Annotated in this window: 21 protein-coding genes; 17 read left to right on the top strand and 4 right to left on the bottom strand. The window is 56.2% G+C overall.

Features of this window, described 5'->3' with window-relative positions; genetic code table 11:
• The first annotated feature begins 280 nt into the window (after positions 1–280).
• The 3 genes from ACR0MQ_RS01175 to ACR0MQ_RS01165 all read left to right on the top strand — a co-directional run bounded on the left by ACR0MQ_RS01175 (position 281) and on the right by ACR0MQ_RS01165 (position 3,925).
• On the top strand, positions 281–1,717 hold the full coding sequence (locus tag ACR0MQ_RS01175) for a Do family serine endopeptidase (protein ID WP_480603911.1): 1,437 nt from the start codon (positions 281–283) through the stop codon (positions 1,715–1,717).
• Positions 1,718–1,881: 164 nt separating this feature from the next.
• A complete protein-coding gene (locus ACR0MQ_RS01170) occupies positions 1,882–2,562 on the top strand; it encodes a response regulator transcription factor (protein ID WP_010439589.1) in 681 nt (226 codons plus the stop codon).
• Positions 2,519–3,925: a sensor histidine kinase gene (locus ACR0MQ_RS01165; protein ID WP_480603908.1), complete on the top strand. Its 1,407-nt coding sequence runs from the start codon at positions 2,519–2,521 to the stop codon at positions 3,923–3,925. The genes ACR0MQ_RS01170 and ACR0MQ_RS01165 overlap by 44 nt, the downstream gene beginning before the upstream one ends.
• 36 nt (positions 3,926–3,961) lie before the next feature.
• Here the strand turns inward: ACR0MQ_RS01165 and ACR0MQ_RS01160 are convergent, their stop codons facing one another.
• Positions 3,962–5,185 (bottom strand): cytochrome P450, encoded by a 1,224-nt coding sequence (locus ACR0MQ_RS01160; protein WP_480603906.1) that lies wholly within the window; start codon positions 5,183–5,185, stop codon positions 3,962–3,964.
• A gap of 91 nt (positions 5,186–5,276) precedes the next feature.
• On the opposite strand from ACR0MQ_RS01160, the gene ACR0MQ_RS01155 reads away from it, so the two are divergent.
• Entirely contained in the window at positions 5,277–5,624 is a 348-nt protein-coding gene (locus ACR0MQ_RS01155) for a TfoX/Sxy family protein (protein ID WP_480603903.1), read from the top strand.
• Between the two features lie 59 nt (positions 5,625–5,683).
• Here the strand turns inward: ACR0MQ_RS01155 and ndk are convergent, their stop codons facing one another.
• Positions 5,684–6,106: a nucleoside-diphosphate kinase gene (gene ndk, locus ACR0MQ_RS01150; RefSeq protein ID WP_008757405.1), complete on the bottom strand. Its 423-nt coding sequence runs from the start codon at positions 6,104–6,106 to the stop codon at positions 5,684–5,686.
• A 104-nt stretch (positions 6,107–6,210) separates the two neighbouring features.
• Positions 6,211–7,413 carry a multidrug effflux MFS transporter gene (locus tag ACR0MQ_RS01145; protein WP_480603900.1) on the bottom strand — a complete coding sequence of 401 codons (1,203 nt, stop codon included), beginning with the start codon at positions 7,411–7,413 and terminating at the stop codon, positions 6,211–6,213.
• Positions 7,414–7,518: 105 nt separating this feature from the next.
• On the opposite strand from ACR0MQ_RS01145, the gene ACR0MQ_RS01140 reads away from it, so the two are divergent.
• The 10 genes from ACR0MQ_RS01140 (at position 7,519) to ACR0MQ_RS01095 (ending at position 20,877) form a co-directional block, all read left to right on the top strand.
• On the top strand, positions 7,519–9,372 hold the full coding sequence (locus ACR0MQ_RS01140; RefSeq protein WP_480603897.1) for an ABC-F family ATP-binding cassette domain-containing protein: 1,854 nt from the start codon (positions 7,519–7,521) through the stop codon (positions 9,370–9,372).
• Positions 9,369–9,989 (top strand): MarC family protein, encoded by a 621-nt coding sequence (locus ACR0MQ_RS01135; RefSeq protein WP_170770555.1) that lies wholly within the window; start codon positions 9,369–9,371, stop codon positions 9,987–9,989. The genes ACR0MQ_RS01140 and ACR0MQ_RS01135 overlap by 4 nt, the downstream gene beginning before the upstream one ends.
• A 41-nt stretch (positions 9,990–10,030) precedes the next feature.
• Complete coding sequence (locus ACR0MQ_RS01130) at positions 10,031–10,612, top strand: TIGR02281 family clan AA aspartic protease (RefSeq protein ID WP_170469630.1); 582 nt, start codon at positions 10,031–10,033, stop codon at positions 10,610–10,612.
• 49 nt (positions 10,613–10,661) lie between these two features.
• On the top strand, positions 10,662–11,288 hold the full coding sequence (locus ACR0MQ_RS01125) for a hypothetical protein (protein WP_170770554.1): 627 nt from the start codon (positions 10,662–10,664) through the stop codon (positions 11,286–11,288).
• A 43-nt stretch (positions 11,289–11,331) separates the two neighbouring features.
• On the top strand, positions 11,332–12,546 hold the full coding sequence (locus tag ACR0MQ_RS01120; RefSeq protein ID WP_480603893.1) for an MFS transporter: 1,215 nt from the start codon (positions 11,332–11,334) through the stop codon (positions 12,544–12,546).
• Complete coding sequence (locus ACR0MQ_RS01115; RefSeq protein ID WP_480603890.1) at positions 12,543–13,139, top strand: YceI family protein; 597 nt, start codon at positions 12,543–12,545, stop codon at positions 13,137–13,139. Before ACR0MQ_RS01120 ends, ACR0MQ_RS01115 begins: the two co-directional genes overlap by 4 nt.
• 80 nt (positions 13,140–13,219) lie before the next feature.
• Complete coding sequence (locus ACR0MQ_RS01110) at positions 13,220–14,443, top strand: MFS transporter (protein ID WP_480603887.1); 1,224 nt, start codon at positions 13,220–13,222, stop codon at positions 14,441–14,443.
• Positions 14,444–14,545: 102 nt separating this feature from the next.
• Positions 14,546–16,264, top strand: coding sequence for a methionine--tRNA ligase (gene metG, locus ACR0MQ_RS01105; protein WP_480603884.1), 1,719 nt, complete (start codon positions 14,546–14,548; stop codon positions 16,262–16,264).
• Positions 16,265–16,557: 293 nt separating this feature from the next.
• On the top strand, positions 16,558–17,736 hold the full coding sequence (locus ACR0MQ_RS01100) for an efflux RND transporter periplasmic adaptor subunit (protein ID WP_480603882.1): 1,179 nt from the start codon (positions 16,558–16,560) through the stop codon (positions 17,734–17,736).
• A 3-nt stretch (positions 17,737–17,739) separates the two neighbouring features.
• Positions 17,740–20,877, top strand: coding sequence for an efflux RND transporter permease subunit (locus tag ACR0MQ_RS01095; RefSeq protein WP_480603879.1), 3,138 nt, complete (start codon positions 17,740–17,742; stop codon positions 20,875–20,877).
• 72 nt (positions 20,878–20,949) lie between these two features.
• Here ACR0MQ_RS01095 and glpD read toward each other — a convergent pair whose 3' ends face one another.
• Entirely contained in the window at positions 20,950–22,518 is a 1,569-nt protein-coding gene (gene glpD, locus ACR0MQ_RS01090; protein WP_480606141.1) for a glycerol-3-phosphate dehydrogenase, read from the bottom strand.
• Positions 22,519–22,709: 191 nt separating this feature from the next.
• Here glpD and ACR0MQ_RS01085 point away from each other — a divergent pair, with 191 nt between their 5' ends.
• The 3 genes from ACR0MQ_RS01085 to ACR0MQ_RS01075 all read left to right on the top strand — a co-directional run bounded on the left by ACR0MQ_RS01085 (position 22,710) and on the right by ACR0MQ_RS01075 (position 24,309).
• The gene (locus tag ACR0MQ_RS01085) at positions 22,710–23,471 is read left to right on the top strand and encodes a DeoR/GlpR family DNA-binding transcription regulator (RefSeq protein WP_480603877.1); all 762 of its coding nucleotides are present in this window, start codon (positions 22,710–22,712) and stop codon (positions 23,469–23,471) included.
• Positions 23,472–23,572: 101 nt separating this feature from the next.
• Positions 23,573–23,728, top strand: a complete 156-nt coding sequence (locus tag ACR0MQ_RS01080) for a DUF5993 family protein (protein WP_480603874.1) — start codon at positions 23,573–23,575, stop codon at positions 23,726–23,728.
• An 11-nt stretch (positions 23,729–23,739) separates the two neighbouring features.
• On the top strand, positions 23,740–24,309 hold the full coding sequence (locus ACR0MQ_RS01075) for a disulfide bond formation protein B (protein ID WP_170770541.1): 570 nt from the start codon (positions 23,740–23,742) through the stop codon (positions 24,307–24,309).
• Positions 24,310–24,330 lie beyond the last annotated feature (21 nt).

Here is a 24,330-nt window from a genome sequence, read left to right as displayed (position 1 = left end):
AAATCTGACGGGCTGTCCACGCGCCGTTTCTTTGTTAACAAAAATGATTCAATTCAATACTTTTCCGAAATTATTGACTTCGTCGGCAACAATCCACCGATTCGCCCCGATTCTCCCAAGCTGATTCTCGCTGTTAAGCCCTTTCGAACAGAGTCATTAAAGCGGCGAAACGTGGCGAAATTAAGGTTTCTTAATTTTTCTCTCAGGATATCCCAAGGTTGCTGGGGCATCTCCTGTCTGAATGCGCGGGATCAACCGCCAAACACAGACAGGAGTCAAAATGAGCATCCGGAAATCCTCACTGCTTCTTCCAAGCACATCCAGCTGGATGGGGGCTGGCGCACTGGGCGCGGCAATGCTGGCCACAACCGTTCTGCCCGCAATGGCAGACGAGGCGCTGGCTGATCTGGTCGAAACGGTTTCACCCTCGGTGGTGACAATCATCGCCAAACAAGACGCAACGCCAAAACAGGCGCAGGGGCAGGACTTCAATTTCGAAGGTCACCCCTTTGGTGAATTCTTTGAACGCTTTGGAGGCCCGGAAGGGTTCAACATGCCACAGCGCGGTCCAAGCCAGGGTTTGGGCTCTGGATTCGTGCTGGACGAGGCGGGTTACATCGTGACCAATCACCACGTTGTCGACAACGCAACCGAAGTGACCGTCCGCCTGAGCGATGACCGTACGTTCCAAGCTGAAGTCATAGGCACTGATCCGTTAACGGATATTGCCGTACTCAAGATCGATGCCGGTGAAGACTTGCAGGCCGTCGAAATGGGTGACAGCGATGTAATTCGCGTCGGCGAAGATGTGGTGGCCATCGGCAACCCGTTCGGTCTGAACGCGACTGTTACGACTGGCATCGTATCTGCGAAGGGCCGCAATATTTCGGAAGGTCCTTACGCCGAGTTCATCCAGACTGATGCCGCCATCAACAAAGGAAACTCGGGTGGTCCGCTGTTCGATATGGAAGGCGAAGTAATCGGGGTGAACTCGGCAATCTATTCGCCTAGCGGAGGCTCGGTAGGATTGGGTTTTGCGGTCACATCCAATATTGTCGATCACATTACAGCTGATCTGCTGGATGACGGTGAAGTCAGCCGCGGTTGGTTGGGTGTTTCGATTCAGAATGTGAGCCCCGAATTGGCGGCAGCAATGGGTATTGATGTCGCTACCGGCGCCCTGGTATCCGATGTTGTCCCGGACAGCCCCGCCGATGGCGTGCTGCAGCAAGGCGACGTGATCCTGACTTTCAACGACGATGCCGTTGAATCCAGTAATGAACTCCCCGTTCTGGTTGGAACCACCAAGGTTGGCACCGACAGCACATTGACAGTTCTGCGCAACGGCAAGGAAGAACAGATCAAGCTGACGATCGGCCAACATCAGGCAGCATCGGCGGCCACCGACAGCGTAGCGGAAGACAAGTTCGAAGGCACCAAACTTGGCGTTATCGTGGCTCCTCTGACTGAAAGCGCCCGTGCAGAAGTTGGCGTCGCGGAATCTGTCGATGGCGTTGTTGTCACCGATCTCCAGCCTGAAAGCCCTGCGGCCAAAGCTGGTTTGCAACGCGGCGATGTTATCGTCCGGCTAGGCAATCTGGATACGGTTTCGCCGGATGCGCTGAAGGAAGCACTGGAAAGCGAAAAGACCGATCCAGCGTTGGTTCTTATTAACCGTGGCGGCAACCAAATATTTGTCGCGGTCGAAATCGTCTGACCCCACACCTAAGCGCGCCACATGATGGGGAAATCTGGTGCGCTTATTTCTGGCCGACGCGGATTGTCCACGCGCCGCCGGAACAGCCGGGTGCGGCATCGCACCCGGCATGTTTTTTTCAAACAGTATGTGTGTTTAAATCCCGATGTGAAGGAGCCCTGATTATGAGTAGACGCCTGTTAATCGTTGAAGATGACCAAGACACACGGGACTTCATTGCCAAAGGGTTTGGCGAAGAAGGGTACGTTGTCGAAGTTGCATCAGACGGCCGCGAAGGGTTGTACCACGCCACCGATGGCGGATTTGACGCAGTCGTGCTGGATCGAATGTTGCCAGGCTTGGACGGGTTGTCGCTGATCAAATCAATGCGCGCAGCCGGGGTAAAAACACCTGTGCTGATGCTAACCGCCATGAGCGCGGTCGACGAACGAGTCAAAGGCCTGCGTGCTGGTGCTGACGACTATTTGGTCAAACCATTTTCGTTCCAGGAGCTCCACGCTCGGATCGAGGCGCTGCTGCGCCGTCCACAAGAGTCAGAAGAAACCCCATCCCTCGCCTGCCGCGATCTTGAGATGGATTTGTTGACCCGCAAAGTCACGCGCAGTGGCCGGGAAATCACTCTAACCCCGCGCGAATTTCAGATTCTGGAGTTCTTTCTGCGGCGCAAGAACCGAGTCGTCTCGCGCACCATGTTGCTAGAAGGGGTGTGGGATTATCACTTTGATCCGAACACCAATGTAGTCGACGTGCATATCTCGAAGCTTCGCCGCCAACTCGATGAAGACGGAGCCGACCCGATTATTGAAACGGTCCGAGGGGCCGGTTACATGGTTTCGGATGGATAACCTGCGCCTGTCGCTCAAAAATTCACGTACGCGGCTGGTTCTGGCCAGTATGGTTCTCAGCACGTTGCTAACAGCGGCGGTGCTTGCGATGGTCTATGTGACTGCCAACCGCACGATCACGGGCGAAACGCGCTCGGTCGTGTCGGCTGAGCTCACCGGATTGGCGGATGAATATGAACGGCACGGCATGATCGGTTTGATCACTGCGATCGAGAGGCGATTGCCAACAGCGGCCGAGCGCGATGCGCTGTATCTGTTAACCGGTCGGCAGGGTACAAAGCTGGCGGGAAATTTATCTCATTGGCCCGAAGGAATCACAGCGGGCAGTGGGTGGGTCGACCTGCAGTTGCGCAAAGGGGATACCGATCAACACGTTCCGATTTCTGCTGCTTCCATCAGACTGCCGGGTGGCGAAAGATTGCTGGTTGGGCGGGATGCGCTGGCAAGACAGCAATTTGATCGTGTTCTTCTTCGCTCGGTTGCTCTGGCACTGGCGACCGCGCTTGCGCTTAGCCTGTTGACCGGTTGGTTGCTAACTCGGCTTGTGTTCTCGCGGCTAAAGGATATTGCCGACACCGCCGACAATATCGTTTCAGGCGATCTGGCCCTGCGCATGCCCTTGCGCGGAACAGGTGACGAATTCGACCAAGTTGCAGGCACTTTGAACAACATGCTTGATCGCATCGAAGAGCTGATCAGCAACCTGCGCACAACTTCCAACTCAATCGCCCATGACCTGCGCTCACCCCTGTCGCGACTTCGTCAGCGCGTCGAGTCTCTTGCCGAACCCGGGAAAAGCGAACAGGACCGTGATATCGACTTGGCCCGTGCGACTGGGGAAATTGATCATCTGTTGCGCGTCCTCAGCCAATTGACCGAGATCTCGCGCGCAGAAGCCGGTTTGGGGCGCGAGCAGTTCGAGCCGGTGAATTTGCCGCAACTGGTCGGTGATGTGGTTGAACTGTATGAACCTGTCGCTTCTGATCAGAACATCCGACTTGAAGTTGTTGGTAACGCCGAACCGATCCAGGGTCACCGCCCACTTCTCTCTCAGGCATTGTCAAACCTGCTCGAAAACGCGATGCGCTATGCGCCTCCCGGTACTGCGATCACCATCGGAATCCGGGAAGATGAGGATTATGCATTGCTCAGCGTCCGTGATCGTGGCCCCGGTGTTCCGGAAAACGATCTGTCACGGTTGCAGATGCCCTTCGTCACCCTTGATCCCGCACGGACTGAACGCAACGCGGGGCTAGGTCTCGCACTTGTAGCGGCCATCTCGCATATGCACGGGGGCAGCTTTCAGGCCCGGAACCGCAAGCCCGGTCTGGAGACGACTCTGAGGCTTTCACGCAAGTTTTGATAATTGGAATTCAAGCCGCAAGGCATTGTGAAATAACTAAAGAATCGCAGGGAGAGAGGCGTACCCATGAAAGCGAATGCGGCCACCTCGCACCCTAGGTTCCTGAACTTGGTAATCCGGAAACCGGTTCAGCAATCGCCCTAACGCCACGCGACCTTCAAGCCGCGCAAGGGTCAGGCCAACGCAGACATGCGGACCGCCTGCGAATGCCAGATGCCGGTTTGGCTTGCGCGTGATGTCAAAACGCGTGGCGTCGGGAAATACCTCAGGATCGCGGTTCGCTGCCCCGATACAAAGGTGCAGGTTCGTTCCTTTGGCGATCTGATGTCCCCCGATCTCGACCTGTGCCGTGGTTTCCCTGTTGCCAAACTGATTGGGCGACCGAAAGCGCAAGACCTCCTCGACTGTCGAAGCGATCAGGTCAGGATTATCCAGAAGGCGTTTGCGTTGTTCCGGGTGGTCGTTCAGCAATGCCAACCCATTGCCGATCAGATTGGTGGTGGTCTCATGGCCGGCGTTCAGGATGAAGATGCAATTCTGTAACAGCTCAATTTCGCTTAATTTTTCATCTGCACCCTCACCTCGGATCAGGCGGGTCAAAACATCAATCTCAGGATCACCCGGTTTTGCACGGCGACGGGCAACGAGGTCCTGAAGGTAGGCTTTGAACTCACGTACCGCGCTGTGGCCTATTTCCAGCTGAGTGTCCGTCAAAGCGGGCTCCAAAGCACCAAGAATAGCCAAAGACCAATCCCTTAGCGATGCACGTTCATCCATAGGGACGTCCAGCAGATTACCAATGATCTGGATCGGAATCGTCGATGCAAAATCCTCAATCAGATCCACCTGTGCTTTGCCTTCCATGTCGTCGAGCAATACATCAACAGTTTCGATCAAACCCGGCTCCATCCGCGCAATTGCGCGCGGCGTCAGGGCCGAGGTCATGATTTTGCGCACCCGTGTGTGGAGCGGCGGGTCAGAGAACACCAGCGACGTTGTGTGATGCTCGAACAACGGTGAACCAACTCCAAATTTAGGACCAAACGCCGCCTCTTTGTCCGAAGAATAGAGCGTCGTGTTGCGATAAATCGCATCCAGATCTGCATGACGAGACAACAGTACGGAACCATCTGGTTGACGCAGTATCGGTGCGTATTCGAGCAAAGCATCGTAAAAGGGAAATGGGTCATCGACAAACCCCTCGGGCGGGTTTGTCAGGTCCAGATTTTGCGCAAGATTCTTTAGGCTTATGTCGTTCATGCTTCGCTCCCCTGACGTTTGGGTAGCGGAATAGACTACAGCAAACAACCTTGTCGGATGACAGGCCACGTCGGACCGGATAAGACAAGGCATGTCTGACCCGATTTCATCAATCCGCAATCTTGGCCCAGCGTTCGAACAGGCCTGCGCACAGGCGGGAATCATGACAGCTCAGGAGTTGCGCGATCTTGGTGCTGATGAGGCATATGCTCGCCTGTTGCAGGCTGGAACCCGCCCGCATTTCATCGGCTATTATGTCTTAGTCATGGGCTTGCAAGGGCGCCCATGGAATGACTGTAAAGGCGAGGAAAAGAAGGCATTGCGTGAACGGTTCGATGCGATCAAGGCCAGCACCAGTCGGGCGCCTGAAAGCCAGTTGATTTCAGATCTGGATGCCGTTGGCGTGTGTGTATCGGCAAGTGACCTCAAACCTGTCTAAGCAACAAAAAAGGCCGCGCCCAACAAGGGCACGGCCTAAAACTTTGATCTGACGATAGATTAGCCGACCAGTTCGATGCCCGAGAAGAAGTAGGCGATCTCAACCGCAGCAGTTTCCGGTGCGTCCGAACCGTGGACCGAGTTTTCGCCAACCGACTCGGCGAACTCGGCGCGGATGGTGCCGGGGGCCGCGTCAGCGGGGTTGGTCGCACCCATAACTTCACGGTTCTTCGCAATGGCGCCTTCGCCTTCCAGAACCTGGACAACAACCGGTGCCGACGACATGAATTCGCACAGTTCGTCATAGAACGGACGCTCAGCATGGACGTCGTAGAACTTGCCTGCTTGGGCTTTGGTCATGTGGATGCGCTTTTGCGCAACGATGCGCAGGCCAGCTTCTTCGAACTTGGCATTGATCTTGCCAGTCAGATTGCGGCGGGTTGCATCGGGCTTGATGATCGAGAATGTGCGTTCCAGTGCCATGGTGGCCTCTCCTTAACTTTAGGGCGCGCGACCCGCGCCGAAATCCATCGCGCGCCGCCTAGCATGGTATTTGCCTCATGAAAAGCGTTATGATCGTTTATCGTTCAGATCGCCTCAGGCAGTGGGTCGGTACGATCCAACCGTCGGACATAGAGCACTGCCAGCAATCCAACAAAGCTGCTGCCGCACATCATGCTCAATACAAGAAAAGGCCCGTTTTCGGGGCTCACAAAAGTCCCGGTCATCATGGTCAAGACTGCACCCAGTGCCACGATCAGTGCGCCTGACAGGCCGGCAGCACTGCCTGCCAGTTTCGGGCGCACCGACATCACCCCGGCCGAGGCATTTGCATTGGTCAGACCATTTCCGAAACCAACGCAGACGGCGGAACCGAAAAACACCCAGACCGAGCCCATGTTGCCGATGAATAGCAGCAAGCCGCAAAACGGCCCGACCGACGCCACGATCCGACCGAATAGGATCATTGTGGTGAGTTGAGTGCGCTTTGCGATGCGCCCCGTCACGAAGTTGCCAACCATAAATCCGCCCGTGATGATCCCGATCCCAAGGCCCAGCATTGCGGGGCTCAGATCGAACCAGGCTGCTGCGACCAGTGGCGCGCCGGTGATGAAACTGAAAAAACCACCGATGGAGAACGCAGCGCATAAGGCATAGCCCCAGAACCTGCGTGCGCGAAACAGATGTGGGTATTCGTGCAGTTGCGCGGCGAAGGTTGAGGATCGATTGGTATTGGTTTCACCCATGTCGACCCACAACAGCAGTAGTACCCCTGCCCCAAGCAACGAATACATTACGAACCCGGCGCGCCAACCGAACAGCATGTCCAGCGCACCGCCCAGCATCGGTCCAAGCATCGGTGCCAGCGCCATCGCCATCGCGACATACCCCAGTTTGCTGGCTGCTTCATTTGGGGGATATCGGTCGCGGATCGAAGCGCTCGACAGAACCGGCCCGGCCACCACCGCGGCCTGAATCATCCGAAACGCAAGGAAGGCCCAGATCGACTCGGCCAGTACACATCCAACCGATGCAGCTACAAATATGGCCATCGCGATCAGCAAAACCGGCCTGCGCCCGTAGCGGTCCGACAGCGGCCCGACGATCAATTGCAAGACCGCCGAGACACATAGATACCCGGCCACGGACACGTTCATCAGACCATAATCCACGCCAAAATCTTCGCTCATATGCGCCAGCGACGGCAGGAACATATTCAGCGTCAGAACCGACAGTGCTGTTGCAAAGATCAGCGTAATCAAGGTCGGAGGAGTTTGAGCCGCACGCATATCGAAACCGTTTGGAAGAAGAACCGGAACAGCGCTAACACATTGCTTCTGGCTTGAACATGGTGACCTCTGGCGGCGTCTTGGATGCTCTGATAAGAGCGCCTCATGCTACGGATCGAGAACATCACATACGCCGTCGAAGGCCGTCCTCTGTTCGACGAGGCCAGTGCGACCATTCCCGATGGCCACAAGGTCGGCCTTGTCGGGCGTAATGGCACCGGAAAAACGACGCTCTTCCGGTTGATCCGTGGTGAGCTGTCGCTGGAATCGGGCAATATCTCATTGCCGAAACGCGCGCGGATTGGGGGCGTGGCGCAAGAAGTGCCGTCGTCGGATGTCTCGCTGATAAACACCGTTCTGGCCGCGGATGTCGAACGCAGCACCCTGATGGCCGAAGCTGACAGCGCGACAGATCCGGACCGGATTGCTGAAATCCAGACCCGGCTGGCTGATATTGATGCTTGGTCGGCTGAGGCGCGCGCGGCCTCGATCCTCAAAGGACTGGGCTTTGACGATGAAGATCAGCTGAAGCCCTGTTCTGATTTCTCGGGCGGCTGGCGGATGCGCGTGGCGCTGGCGGCAGTGCTGTTTTCACAGCCCGATCTGCTGCTGCTGGACGAACCGACCAACTATCTGGACCTCGAAGGTGCGCTGTGGCTGGAAAGCTATCTGGCGAAATACCCGCATACGGTCATCATCATCAGCCACGACCGTGGGCTTCTAAATCGTGCGGTGGGCTCAATTCTGCATCTCGAAGACCGCAAGCTGACCTATTACGCGGTTCCCTACGACAAGTTTGCCGAACGCCGCGCCGAACGTCTGGCGCAAGCCGAATCCGAAAATGCCAAAGCCAAGGCACGCATCGCACATCTGCAAAGTTTCGTGGATCGTTTCCGTTACAAAGCGTCAAAGGCAGTTCAGGCCCAATCTCGCCTCAAAATGATTGAGCGCATCCAGCTGGTCTCAACCCCACAAGAGGCAGCTTTGCGCGCCTTTTCCTTCCCCGAGCCGGAAGAGCTGTCGCCCCCGATCATCCAGCTTGAAGGAGGCGTGACCGGTTATGGTGAGACCAAGGTTCTGCGCCGCTTGAACTTGCGCATTGATCAGGACGATCGCATCGCTTTGCTGGGCAAGAACGGTCAAGGCAAGTCGACCCTTTCGAAACTGCTGTCCGACCGACTGCCCCTGATGGCGGGAAAAATGACCCGCAGTTCCAAGCTGCGCATCGGCTATTTTGCGCAGCATCAGGTGGATGAGCTTCATGTGGACGAAACGCCTTTGGATCACCTGCGCCGCCTGCGCCCGAATGAGGCACCCGGCAAGTGGCGCTCGCGCCTGGCGGGGTTCGGGTTGAATTCGGATCAGGCGGAAACGCTGGTCGGTCGTCTGTCAGGTGGGCAAAAGGCGCGTTTGTCGCTGCTGATTGCTACGATAGATGCGCCGCATATGCTGATCCTCGACGAACCGACCAACCACTTGGACATCGAAAGCCGCGAGGCGTTGGTTGAGGCGCTGACAGCCTATTCCGGCGCGGTTATCTTGGTCAGCCACGACATGCATCTACTGTCGCTTGTCGCTGACCGGCTATGGCTGGTCTCGGATGGCACCGTGAAGCCCTTCGACGGCGATCTTGAGGCCTATCGCTCCCTTCTGTTGTCCCGCGAAAAACCGGTCAAAGAGAAGCCACAGACCGCCAAACCCAAACGTGCATCACGCGAGACGGTATTGGCGCTGCGCGCAGATCTGCGCAAATGTGAAGATCGGGTCGAAAAACTCACGGATATGCACGACAAGCTATCGGCCAAGCTGGCGGATCCGGCGCTCTATGAAGACGACCGGATCAACGATCTGGAAACCTGGAACCGCAAGTTCACCGAGGTGGTCGAGGCCATGCAAAAGGCTGAGGCCCTTTGGGTTGCCGCCGCAGAACGCTTGGAACAGGCAGAGAGCGCAGCATGATCGACATGGCCTTTTTCATAACTGCTTTCACCACGATGTTCGTGGTGATCGACCCGTTCGGCACTACGCCGGTCTTTGTTGCTTTGACACAGGACATGGATGCCGCAACGCGCCGTAAGATTGCCATTCGCAGTTGCTTGACCGCCGTTTTCATCCTGATCGTCTTCGCCGCGTTTGGTGAGGCGGTTCTGGGCTTTATTGGTATCTCGATGCCTGCGTTCAAAGTGGCCGGCGGCGCATTGTTGTTCCTGACCGCGCTCGACATGCTGTTCGAGCGGCGCAACAAGCGGCGCGAGAACCGTGCGGAAGAGGAAGAGCATCCTGACCCGTCGGTGTTCCCATTGGCCATTCCTCTGATCGCCGGACCAGGCTCGATCGCAACTATCATTCTGTTGGCCGGACAGAACCCCGGCATTCAAGGGATCGCAGCCGCCTGTGCCGTCATGCTGGGCGTCATGCTGGTTGTTTTTGTGTTCTTTCTGGCCGGAGGTCTGATTGCTCGCATCTTGGGCAAAACCGGGTTGAACGTACTGACACGGCTGCTGGGTATGCTGCTGGCCGCACTATCGGTTCAGTTCATTCTAGATGGCCTTAAAGCCTTTGGTTTCGCCTCCTGAGGCACCATATTGGCATCAGACAACTGTATTCGGGTGATTGAATGGATGGCGAAGATTTTGGGCGATTGACCTATCTGGTTCTGCTGGGAGCCGCCCTGTTGATGTGGTTTTTCACTCAGAACCGCCAGTCATTGGGCAAAACCATGCAGCAGGTCGCGGCTTGGGTGTTCATCTTTATCGGCGTTATCGCCGTAGTCGGGCTGTGGGATGACATCCGCTCGACCGTCAGCCCTACCCCACAACTGACCGTGACCGATCAGAGGATCGAAGTGCCCCGCTCGTATGATGGACACTACTATTTGCCGATGCTTGTGAATGGCAAAGCCGTGACCTTTCTGGTCGATACCGGGGCCAGCAATATCGTCATTAGTCCGAAAGATGCCGAACGAATTGGAATCGATACGGATCAATTGAACTATCTGGGCCGCGCTTCGACGGCCAATGGCATCGTGCGTACGGCTCCGATTCGGCTGGACAGCCTGTCTCTGGGCCCGATCACGGATCGCAATATCCCGGCCTCGGTCAATGAGGGCGACCTGGATCAATCCCTGCTGGGGATGGAATATCTGCATCGGTTCTCGAATATCCAGTTTGCTGACGGACGCCTGATTTTGTCGCGCTGACGGCAATCCTCAATTGAGAACAAATTGGGAACATGCTAGTTTGATAAGCATGTCCACCCATCTTCTTGGCCGCAAGCCCGCGCGCACCCCGCCCGGGGTGGCCCTGCACCCACAGATCAGCCTGCAACTGGCCCGTGTGCACGAGGCCTGCGGCCCTGCCCGGCGCAGTTTTGCCTTGTGGGTGGCGGGGCAAACTCAGGGTCCGGCAATGTGGATTGCCCCGGCGTGGGAGGTCGTCCAGCTGCATCCCGAAGGCATGTTACCTTTTGCCGACCCGTCCCGGTTTCTGCTGATCCGCCCTGATAAACCCGAAGACCTATTGTGGTGCATGGAAGAAGCCTTGCGCAGTGGCGCCGCGCCCGTGGTTATCGGCGACCTGCCCGGCCCGCCGGGTCTGACCCCTGTTCGGCGGTTGCATCTGGCCGCCGAACAGGGTGGCACATCGGGTCAGGCCCCTCTGGGACTGTTGCTGACACCTGACGATGGCGGCGCGCAGGGGATCGAGACGCGCTGGCATATGGAGCCGACTTATCGGGACGAGGCCTGCAGTTGGCGCCTGACCCGCCGCCGTGCCCGCGCCCTGCCCCCGGCCAGTTGGCACGTGACGCGGACGGCCCCACATTTCGGCCTGCAGTTACAACAGATCAAAACCGAAGACGCACCCACGTTCACATAACTTGTGACTGGTCAAAGCAGAACTTGCACCCTAGCGTGCCCGCATGACACATCCGATCCATGACAGCCGATACTCCTGGCTTCGCCTGCTGATCACTCTGGCGATCGCAACGGTGGTCAATGTGGGTATGTGGGCTGTGGTCGTCGTGATGCCCGCCATCGAGGCCGATTTTGGAGCAGGCAGAGCTGCCGCATCGATGCCCTATACGCTCACCATGATCGGTTTTGCCTTTGGCAACATGTGGCTTGGCAAGCTAGTGGATAATCTGGGCGTGACAAAGGCTCTGATCGGGGCCGCCCTATTAAGCGCATTAAGCTATTTGCTGGCCACGCTTGCACCGAACATTGCCTTCCTGTCAGTCGCGCATCTGTTGCTGGGTCTTGGAACATCGATCGGATTTGGCCCACTGATCGCCGATATCTCGCATTGGTTCATGCGCAGGCGCGGGGTTGCTGTGGCGCTGGTGGCCAGTGGCAACTACCTTTCAGGTGCAATCTGGCCTACGCTGTTAACGGGCATTCTGCAGCGCGAAGGATGGCAACAGGTTTATCTGAGCCTCGCCCTCATCACATTGGTCGTTGTCATACCCCTGTCCCTGCTCCTACGACGCCAAGTTCCGGTCGAAGCGCACAGCACCGCAGCTGCCGCAGCAGAGATCAAAGCACAAAGCGTCGGCTTTTCACCCCGCACCCTGCAATACATCCTCGGGCTGGCTGGTATCGGATGTTGCGTGGCCATGTCGATGCCGCAGGTCCATATCGTGTCTTATTGCGTCGGCCTTGGCTACGGTCCGGCGGTCGGAGCTGAAATGTTATCATTGATGCTGCTGGGAGGCGTTGTCAGCCGGGTGATTTCAGGGCTGGTCGCGGACCAATCGGGAGGGCTTACCACCCTTTTGATCGGCTCGGTCCTTCAGTGCATCGCTCTGTTCCTGTTCCTGTCTTACGACGGTATGGTGTCACTGTACGTTGTCAGCATGCTGTTTGGATTGGCGCAGGGTGGTATCGTTCCAAGCTATGCTTTGGTTGTGCGCGAATACATGCCGCCACAAGAGGCCGGAGCGCGTGTGGGTTTTGTCATGATGATGACCATTCTGGGCATGGCGCTGGGCGGCTGGATGTCCGGCTGGATCTACGATCTTACCGGCAACTATCAACTCGCCTTTATCAACGGTATCGTTTGGAATGGCATGAACATCGCCATCCTGCTGATGCTCATGAAACGCTCAAGGCCACGCGGCGACACAGCATTGGCATGACCGACCTCACGCGCCGCACACTCATCGCTGGCCTTGCGGCTCTACCGTTCGCGCGCGACGCTCATGCAGCACTCACCCCGTACGTTCTGGCAACGGCGCGCAGCTCAGTTGAATTTACCTACACTCTGTCCGGCACAGCACAAACAGGTACGATGCCAGTTCAGACGGCGCAGATTCTAATCGACACGAGACGCCTTCAAAACAGTAGGGTCGATGTTGTGATGGACGTGGCCCGAGCTCGTACGAAATTGCCCTTTGCGCGCGGTCCAATGCTAGGCAGCAGCGTGTTGAACGCCGCCCGATATCCAACCATTCGGTTCGTCACGACCAAAATTCAACTTGGACCCACGGGTCGCATCTCGGAAGGCGCGACAGTAACCGGGGATCTGACAGTGCGTGATGTAACCCGTCCCGTAACGCTGAAGGCTGATCTTTATCGAAGACCAGGCAGCGCAGTGGATGATCTGGACATCCTGTTCATAAAGTTGGTGGGCGCGCTTAATCGGCACGAATTTGGTGCCTCAGGCTATCCTGATCTGGTACAGCCAATGATTGGTTTAAACATCCGAGCCGAAATCATTCGACAGGATTAGCCAAGGAACGCCAAAAAACGACGCTAAGGTGTCGAATAGACACGCGCAATTCGTGACAACAAAGACAAGCTGCCCCCATCATGCGTACTATCATTTTATTTGCCGCACTTTTTCTTTCGGTCATACTATTGCAACTGTCGACCGGTGGTGTTGGGCCATTGGATGCGATCTCGGGCCTGACACTGAACTTTTCGACAGAACAGATCGGTCTGTTGGGGTCTTCGCATTTCCTCGGCTTTTTCATTGGCTGCTGGTGGGCACCACGCCTGATGGGAAGCGTCGGACACTCGCGCGCATTTGCCGTTTGCACCGCCTTGGGTGCCATGGGGCTGTTGGGACACACGCTGACCGAGAACCCCTATGTCTGGGCCATCCTACGGATCGCGTCGGGCACTTGCGTTGCCGGGTGCTACACGGTGATTGAGGCGTGGCTAAATGCAAAGGTCACAAATGAATCACGTGGACGTGTGATGGGAAGCTATCGCATCGCGGATCTGGGCGCCTCGCTCTGCGCGCAGTTGATCATCGCGGTTCTGCCTCCGGCATCCTATGTTTCATATAATCTTCTGGCCATTTTATGCTGCGCGTCGCTACTGCCTTTGACGCTAACACGCGCGAGCCAACCCAAAACCCCGGACGCACCACGCTTACGGCCCCGGCTGGCGTGGCAAAACTCACCGCTTGCAGTGGCCGGGGTGATCGTCGCAGCCCTAAGCTCGGCCTCATTTCGAATGGTCGGCCCGGTTTACGGTCAGGAGGTGGGGCTGGCTGTCGATCAGATTGCGTTCTTTCTGGCCTCATTCGTTCTGGGCGGCGCACTAGCGCAGTACCCGCTGGGCTGGCTGGCCGACAAATATGACCGACGCTGGGTGTTGATCTGGTTATCGGCCGCAGCGGTCTTAAGTTGCGGCATCACAATGTTGGCCAGCGGAACCGGCACTGTCGGCGTCATGCTGACAGCCGGTTTTTTCGGCCTGACCACATTCCCGATCTTCTCGGTTTCATCAGCCCATGCGAATGACTTTGCCACTACCGAACAACGCGTAGAACTGGCCGCAGCACTGATGTTCTGGTACGCACTGGGCGCGATTGCCTCACCATACATCTCATCCACGTTGATCCAGCAGTTCGGCCCTGGCGCCCTATTTGCCTTCGTGGCTCTGGGTCATACATTCCTGATCGTGTTTGGCCTTGCCCGCATGCGCTCGCGCCCAACGCCCGACGAACGGACAAATTACGTCTATGCGCCGCGTACTTCGTTTACGATTGGCAGATTGCTGAAAGGTTCGCGTGAGAAGCACTAAGCGCGATTTCAGTGTGAATTACACAGAGTCGCAAAACCCGGCCTTTTGCTAACCGCCGACATACTGTAGACGGGCGCGCAGACAGTTATCTGGAAACGCAAAATGGCTCGGATTCTCATCACCTCGGCGATCCCTTATATCAACGGGATCAAACACCTCGGCAATCTGATCGGCTCGCAGTTGCCCGCCGATCTTTACGCGCGCTATCTGCGTGGTCGGGGGAATGAGGTCATGTTCCTGTGCGCGACCGACGAACACGGCACTCCGGCGGAACTTGCTGCGGCGAAAGCGGGCAAACCCGTCGCGGAATACTGCGCCGATATGTATGCGGTGCAGGCAGACATCGCCAAACGCTTTGGTCTGAGTTTTGACCACTTTGGCCGTTCATCCAGCGATCAGAACCGTAACCTGACCCAGCACTTCGCAGGCAAACTGGATGAGGCCGGGCTGATCCGCGAGGTCAGCGAGAAGCAGGTTTATTCAAACGCCGACGGCAGGTTTCTACCTGACCGTTATATCGAGGGTACATGCCCCAATTGCGGCTATGATCGCGCGCGTGGTGATCAGTGCGAGAATTGCACCAAACAGTTGGACCCGACCGACCTGATCGAGCCCCGCTCAGCGATTTCCGGTTCGACTGATTTAGAGGCGCGCGAGACCAAGCACCTGTATCTGCGCCAATCCGCTATGAAGGATCAGTTGGATGCGTGGATTGACAGCAAGACTGACTGGCCGATCCTGACCACCTCGATTGCAAAGAAATGGTTGCATGATGGCGACGGTCTGCAGGACCGCGGCATCACCCGCGATCTGGATTGGGGTGTGCCGGTTAAGAAAGGCGATCAGGACTGGCCTGGAATGGAAGGCAAGGTCTTCTACGTCTGGTTCGACGCGCCCATCGAATACATCGCCTGCGCAAAGGAATGGGCGGATGCCAACCTTAAGCCCGATGCCGAGTGGGAGCGATGGTGGCGCACCGACAAAGGCGCGGATGACGTGCGGTACGTCCAGTTCATGGGCAAAGACAATGTGCCGTTCCACACGCTCAGCTTCCCTGCTACCATTCTGGGATCGGGCGAGCCGTGGAAGATGGTCGATCACCTGAAATCTTTCAACTATCTGAACTATGACGGTGGCCAGTTCTCGACCTCACAAGGGCGCGGCGTGTTCATGGATCAGGCGCTGGAGCTTCTGCCTGCCGACTACTGGCGCTGGTGGCTTTTGAGCCATGCGCCGGAAAGCAGCGACAGCGAATTCACCTGGGAAAACTTCCAGCAATCGGTCAACAAGGACCTCGCTGACGTTCTGGGCAACTTTGTCAGCCGGATCACCAAGTTCTGCCGCTCCAAGTTCGGTGAGGCCGTTCCGGGTGATGGTGAATATGGTGAGCATGAGCAAACGCTTATCGCAGAACTGACCCGACGCATCCGCGCCTATGAAGGCCACATGGAAGCAATGGAAGTGCGTAAATCTGCGCAGGAGTTGCGGGCGATCTGGGTCGCAGGCAACGAATACCTGCAGGCCGCGGCCCCCTGGTCAACTTTCAAGGAAGACCCGGCGCTGGCTGCGGTTCAAGTCAGGCTGGGGCTAAACTTGATCCGACTCTATGCGGTTCTGAGCGCGCCGTTTATTCCTGAAACTTCGGCAAAAATGCTTAGCGCGATGAACACGCTGGACACCAGCTGGCCTGATGACGTCGACGCCGCACTGCGTGCCCTACCCGCAGGCCACGACTTCACGGTTCCCGATGTGCTGTTCGCCAAGGTGACCGATGAGCAACGTGAAGACTGGCAGAATCGCTTCGCCGGGACGCGTAAGTAACAACAAATCTTCATCTGTGAATGAAGCGGCAGAGGGCTGAGCAATCCTCTGTCGTGTTTTATTCAGGGGACCCACCGGCCCTAAAAAGATGCCCTTTCCTCTGCAAATCTGCTGTTGACGCAAGCTAAGTCCGCCAATTGGAAAGAAATTTTTTACCATCTGAACTTCGCAGGAAGTCTCAACATGCTTGAGAAACTGCGCCAAACCCGCCATCCTGCCTGAAACATCACTCGACTCGTCCGCGCATATCTGATGCCCGGGCGCATTATCTTTAGTTTGAACGAGGCGCCATCATGTCCTTTGCATTTAAAAAGCCCACATATCGCCGCCGCGGATATTTCAGGACAATAGGCGCATCTCTCGGTGTAATCGCATGGTCCATCCTTCCGCACTCAGTTATGGCACAGGATCAGTCAGACGCCCCCGCGCCAAAGGTCTCGATCGCGGCGGCCTATACAGAAGAGATTACTGATCAGGCGACGTTTATTGGGCGGGCCGAGGCCATCGACAAGGTCGACATCGTCGCGCGCGTCAGCGGATTTCTGGACAGTCAGAACGTAGATGACGGCGCCCCCGTGTCTAAAGATGACCTGCTGTTCACGATCGAACCAGACCTTTACCAAGCAACTCTGGAGGCGCGCAAAGCTGATCTTGACCGCGCTCAGGCCAACCTTGAACTGGCCAAAGTCGATCTGGCACGTAAGGAAGAACTGTACAAGCGAGACGCCACACCCGAATCCGAACGTGATATCGCACGTGCCAACGAATTGGTTGCGGAAGCCGAAGTAAAAGCTGCGAATGCGGCCATCCAGCAGGCCGAGCTTGATCTCAGCTATACCCAGATTCACGCGCCATTTTCTGGTCGGATCGGTCGGGTCGAAATTAGTGTTGGCGACGTCGTCGGCCCCAATAATCCGCCCCTCGTCACGCTGGTTAGCGAGGCCCCCATCTACGTGAATTTTTCATTGAACGAGAAACAGTTCACCTCGGTTCTTGAACAAATTGGTGAAGATCCAGCGACCCTGGCAGAAAGCAACAAAAGTCCAAACGTCCATGTGACCTTGCCGAATGGAACCGCACTGGATGAGACAGGCGAAATCATTTTTGTAGATAACCGCATTGACCCGTTGACCGGTGCGATCACCCTCACAGCTCAGTTCGAAAATGCCAAACGTCTGCTTGTCGATGGCGCGTTCGTAAACGTCCAGATCGAAGCGTTGGAGCCAACGCTGCAGGTCTTGATCCCTCAAGCGGCCCTGCAACGTGACCAACGCGGGGAATTCGTTTTGGTCGTCAATGACAAACAAATGGTAGAGCAGCGCTACATCACAACCGGAGACCCCGTCGACTCGGCCATTATCGTAACGGATGGTCTGCGTGAGGGCGAAAGTGTGATCGTCGAAGGTCTGCAGCGCGTTCGTCCCGGCGTCGCCGTCGATGCCGTTGTCGCCTCTGAGCAGCCAGGAGAATAACAGATGTTCTCTGCCCTGTTCATCAGCCGGCCCAAGCTGGCGCTTGTAATTTCGCTGGTCCTGACCATCTTGGGCGGGATCGGTTATATGGTTCTGCCGGTTGCGCAATTCCCTGATATCACGCCTCCAGTTGTCAGTGTAACGACCACCTATACCGGCGCGAATGCCGAAACTGTCGAGAACACTGTAGCCGCGCCAATCGAGGCGCAGGTCAACGGCGTGGACGACATGATCTATATGACGTCAACTTCGTCAGATAACGGTTCTTATTCTCTGAATGTAACGTTTGAAGTTGGCACCGATCCCGATATTGCATCGGTCAACGTGCAGAACCGCGTCGCGCAGGCCATGGCCTCGTTGCCGAGCGAAGTGACCTCATCGGGCGTGGTAACCCAAAAAGCGTCAACAAACATGCTGCTGCTGGTCACGCTGACCTCGCCCAATGGCACGTATGACAGCGTGTTTCTTTCGAACTATGCCTCGATCAACCTGAAAGACGCGCTGGCACGCGTTCAGGGCGTAGGTAAGGCGGATGTTCTGACCAATCTGGAATACGCGATGCGGATATGGATGGATCCGGATAAGATGGCCGCGCTGTCGATCACTCCGGGTGATGTCATAAACGCAATCCGCGAGCAGAATATCGAAGTATCGGCTGGATCGATTGGATCACCGCCTGTTCCAGAAGGGCAAACCTTTCAATACACGATCAAGACCAAAGGCCGCCTAACCTCCGCTGATGAGTTCGGAGATATCGTTATCCGCACCGGGGATGCAGGCGCGATCGTACGTGTCAAAGACATCGCACGCACAGAACTTGGTGCGCAGTTTTATTCAGCTTCGGGTTACTTTCAAAGCGTTCCGGCAACCGTTATCGGCATCTATCAGGCCCCCGGCGCGAACGCGCTTGCGGTTTCCGAACGTGTTGAAGCCGAGCTAGACCGTCTGTCCCGAGCCTTTCCGTCGGATGTAGAATATGCCGTTCCGTTCAACACGACAGACTTTGTGGAACAATCGCTCAATGACGTGGTGTCAACACTGATCCTGACATTCATACTCGTGATTACGGTGGTGTTCATTTTCCTTGGCAGTTGGCGCGCGACTATTATTCCCGCGGTGGCAATTCCCGTCTCACTGATTGGAACATTCGCTTTCCTTCTGGCATTCGGCATGTCGCTCAATACGATATCACTATTTGCGCTTGTCCTAGCCATCGGCATCGTGGTGGATGACGCCATTGTCGTAGTTGAAAATGTCGAGCGTATCATCGCGGATGAAGGGCTGAACCCTGCCGAAGCGACGCGCAAGGCGATGGGCCAAATCACTGGTCCGGTGATTGCGACAACCCTGGTTTTGCTGGCAGTGTTCGTACCCGTCACCTTTATGCCTGGTATTTCAGGGCGGCTATATTCTCAGTTCGCGGTCACGATCTCGACCGCTGTTGTGATCTCATCGATCAACGCCCTGACATTGTCTCCGGCCTTGTGTGGGTTGGTTCTAAAGGCACGCTCCGGCCCCCCAACCGGACTGCTGGCTGTGTTCGAAGGGTTCATCGGTACGATGCGCAACGGATATACCGCAATCGTACGAAAATTGCTGATTCTGCCGGTGATTTCACTGGGCATCATCGCGGCCTTCGCTGCCGGTACAGGGTCCATCATGGGCACCACCTCGAAAGGGTTTATTCCGCTTGAGGATAATGGCTATCTGTTTGTCGACATCCAACTGCCCGACGCGGCAACGCTGGAACGCACCGAAACTGTCTCGGCACGTCTGGATGCGCAGATTCAAGAGATCCCCGGTGTCGCGAGCACCGTTCTGGTGAACGGGTTCTCGCTGCTGAACGGCACGACGACAAACGGAGCGTCCATTTTCGTCAACCTCACCAACTGGGAGGAGCGGCAAGAACCTGATCTGAGCGCCGATGCCATTCTGGGCAAGGTTCTGGCGATTGCAAACCAGGAATCCGCAGCGTCGATTGTGGCCTTCAACCCGCCGCCCATTCAGGGCTTGGGCATGTCCGCTGGCGTGGAAATGGAGGTACAGCAAACCGGAGGCGGATCGCCGCAGGATCTGGCCTCGGCTGTTGGCTCATATGTTTATGCCGCGAACCAGCGGCCTGAAATCGCACAGGCCTACACCACTTTCCGCGCAAACGTCCCGCAGCTGTTCGTTGATCTGGACCGGGAAAAAGCCAAGACGCTGCAGGTCTCGGTGGCCGAGATCTTCCAGACCATGCAGGCGCAGCTTGGTTCATATTACGTAAACGACTTCAACCTGTTTGGTCGTGTTTACCGCGTCATGATCCAGGCCGAAGGCTCGTACCGGAACAAGGTCGAGGATATCTCGGACCTCTATGTACGTTCCACCAAAGGCGAGATGGTGCCGTTGGGCACATTGATCGACGTCGAAAACGTACTGGGTCCGGTTCTGCTGAAACGGCACAATCTGTTCCGTTCTGCGACTGTGACCGCAGTTCCAGCGGCCGGACTGTCAACCGGTGACGCCATCACCGCTATGACCGAAGAATCGGCGACCGCCCTGCCCCCCGGTTATGCCTATGAATGGACCGGAACGGCGCAGCAGCAGCTGGCCTCGGGCGGTCTGGTCGTTGTGATCCTTGGGTTGGCGATCCTGTTTGGGTACCTGTTCCTTGTCGGCCAATATGAAAGTTGGACGATGCCCGTTTCGATCCTGATGTCGGTGACCGTTGCCTTGTTCGGTGCCGTCGCAGCGGTGGCAATCGTGGGCAGCGACATCAACCTCTACACGCAGATCGGGATGATCATGCTGGTCGGGCTTGCGTCAAAGAACGGGATTCTCATCGTCGAATTTGCGATGGAACAAAGGGCCAAGGGGCTGTCCGTCAAAGACGCCGCGGTCGAGGCTGCTTTCCAGCGGTTTCGCGCCGTGATGATGACCGCATTGTCCTTCCTGTTGGGCGTGGTTCCATTGCTGGCAGCGAACGGTGCCGGAGCGGCCAGCCAGAAGGCCATCGGTGTGGCCGTGTTTGGCGGTATGCTTGCTGCGACACTGTTCGGCGTCATTCTGGTTCCCGTCCTTTATGCCGTTATGCAAAGCATGCGAGAGTGGATCAAAGGGAGCAAGAATGATCCAGGACCGTCGGAGGAAACCGCGTAAAAACGGCACCAAAACGAAAACGCCCCGCAAAACAGCGGGGCGTTTTTTCGTGTGAAGCGACTGGTTGTTGCGTTACCGATTTGTCATCCAGTCTTCGAGCCGATCAATCTGCTCGGGGCTTAGTCGTAGACCCAACTTATTGCGGCGCCATACAACGTCCTCGGCGGTGCGCGCGTATTCCTTGTCCATCAACCAAACAAGTTCGGTCTCGGTCAGCGTCGCCCCAAAATCCTCGCCCAAATCGGTCTGATCTTTGGTCGCCCCCAGAATGTCCCAAGCTTCGGTGCCGTAGGCCCGGACCAGCCTATGCGCCCATGCTTCTGTAAGGAAAGGATAGTCCGTTTGCACCTGCCGAACTAAATCCGGCGCACCATCAACGGGGAAATCTCCTCCGGGCAGCGATACTCCGGCAGTCCACGGCCCTGCAAGATCTGGGAAATACTCTCCGATCTTCTCCAGCGCGCTTTCCGCGAGGCGCCGGTATGTGGTGATTTTGCCGCCAAAGACATTCAGAACCGGAGCGCCGCCTGTGGCATCAACCTTCAGCGTATAGTCTCGGGTCGCTGCGGTGGCACTGCTTGCGCCGTCGTCATAAAGTGGACGCACGCCAGAATAGGTCCAGACGATATCAGCACGAGTCACCGGTTTCTTAAAATACTTCGTGGCAAATGCGCATAAGTACTCCTGCTCGGCCTCGGTGCAAACTGGCCGCTCCGATGGATCAGAATGATCCTGATCTGTGGTGCCAATTAGGGTGAAGTCTTGCTCGTAGGGAATGGCAAAGATGATGCGCCCATCCTCACCCTGAAAGAAGTAGCATTTGTCGTGATCAAACAGCTTGGGTGTCACGATATGACTGCCCCGCACCAACCGGACCCCTTCGCGTGAATTTATGTGGATCTTGGTCTGAATGATATCGCCCACCCACGGGCCACCTGCATTGATCAACATCCTTGCCAGAATTGTCTCAGTCTCACCGCTCTGCTGATCGCGGATCGTGATATGCCACAAGTCATCAACACGCCTGGCCGCAAGAACCTCGGTCCGGACCCTGATCTTCGCGCCCCTTGCCTCAGCGTCACGGGCGTTCAGAACCACCAGCCGAGAATCTTCGACCCAGCAATCCGAGTATTCGTAGGCTGTTTCGAACTTGTCTTGCAAAGGCGCGCCCTCAGGCACAGAGCGCAGGTTCAACGCGCGCGTTCCCGGCAGAATTTTGCGGCCGCCAAGATTATCGTACAAAAACAAGCCCAACCGGATCAGCCAGGCCGGGCGCCGCCCACGCATCCATGGCATCACCGTACTCAGCAATCGCGAGGTTGGCGTCTCAGAATCAAAGCGCATATCGGCGTGATACGGTAACACAAAACGCATCGGCCAACTGATATGCGGCATCGCGCGCAGCAGCGTTTCCCGCTCGATCAGAGCTTCGCGGACCAGACGGAACTCAAAAAACTCCAAATACCTTAGCCCACCATGGAACAGTTTGGTCGACGCCGAGGATGTGGCAGATGCCAGATCGTTCATCTCTGCCAAAGTGACAGACAATCCCCGCCCCGCAGCGTCCCTTGCAATTCCGCACCCGTTGATGCCGCCACCGATTATGAAAAGATCGGTTACCTGACTGCTGTCTGATGACATATCCAAACGATTCCCCAAAAGTGGCAGTTTCGATGGCATTAGCATCACAACACTTCGTATCGTCAACATAACTTTTCGCAAATGTTCGCTTGCGGTCATAATTCGCAAAATTTTTTAATTACTGCTCAATAAGTCTTGCCAGTTTCAAAAAATAGAACAAAAACGAACTATCCCAAGCGCAGAGCTGATCTATGTCTTTATCCTTCCGTCAATCAGACATTCTTGAAATCGCCAATGAAGAGGGTCGCGTTACCGTCGACGGACTGGCCGAACGCTTTCAGGTGACGGTTCAGACCATCCGCCGCGACCTGTCCGAGCTATCCGATGCAGGAAAACTGGACAGGGTGCACGGAGGGGCCGTCCTGCGTTCGGGCGTGTCCAATATTGGTTACGAGGACCGGCGTGCCCTGAACCATGAGGCCAAGATTCGCATCGCCGAACGCTGCGCAGCAGATATTCCGGAAGGCAGCTCGATCTTTATGAATATCGGCACCTCGACCGAGGCCGTCGCACGACAGTTGCTCGACCACAAGAATCTGATGGTCGTAACCAACAACATGAACGTGGCCAATATCCTTGTAGAGAACCCGGATTGTCAGATTGTCGTTGCAGGTGGTGTTCTGCGCCGATCGGATAGCGGGCTGGTAGGCAATCTGGCAGTTTCAACCATCCGACAATTCAAATTTGATCACGCCATAATTGGATGCTCGGCCTTAGATTTGGACGGAGACTTGATGGATTTTGACCTACAGGAAGTACTGGTCAGCCAAACAATCATTGAACAGGCACGGCAGATCAGCCTCGTCGCTGACAATTCCAAGTTCCGCAGAACCGCACCTGCGCGCATAGCGTCGCTGGCGGATATTGATACGGTTTATACAGATTCTGACTTTCCTGAAACGCTGGCCCGGAAATGCAATGACTGGCAAACGCAAATTATGGAATGCAAATAGCCCTCTACTGCGCCTTTCGGTTGTCTCTGCTTGCCAGACCACAATCCAGATGACAAAGTCGTGATCAATTGCAATTGGCGCAAGGGGGGCGGCAGCGGACCATGATCGCGCTTTTATTTTCGTTACTTACAGTCACAATGGGATTAAATTTCTTTGGCCGGACAAGCGCCGGAATGGCACTGTTTCTGATCACTCTGGCGTTGAGCGTCTATTGGCTGAAATTTCACGCCACCAGCACATTGACCATTCAGCTGTAGGGGGCGCTTCAATGACACCTGAACTGTCTCGCACCCTGAATGCCGTTGGCGCATTTGCTGTCAGCCTCGTACTTGTATTGGCCTACGCCTATCAGTTTTCGCTGAACGAGTTGCCCTGTCCGCTTTGTTTGTTGCAGAGGGTCGGTTTTGTCGCCGTCGGCGTTGGACTTGGGCTGAACCTGCTTTACGGAGCGCGTGCGCGTCACTATGCGCTAATGCTGCTTGCCGCACTTTACGGAGGCAGCGTTTCGATCCGTCAAATCCTGCTGCATATCGTACCAGGCACAGGCCACTACGGCTCTCCCGTATTAGGGCTGCACTACTACACCTGGGCCGCCATCTGCTTTTTTCTGGTCCTTCTGGGAACTGCGATCATGCTGATGTTTGACAGGCAATATGTCAGTGGCGCGCAACAAGGCCCGCGTTTCGGAGGAAGCGGGTTGGCAAAAGCTGCATTTTTTACGTTGTTGGCTCTGGCGGGGCTAAACGCGATCTCGACCCTGATCGAATGCGGCCCAACCATTTGTGCGGACCCGCCGACCAGTTACAAATTGATTGACGAACTGGGCAACAACAACTGAGGATGGCACAACCTTCCCAAC

This window comes from Ruegeria sp. AN6 (genome assembly GCF_056540425.1).
This window is presented reverse-complemented; position numbering and strand designations above follow the sequence as displayed.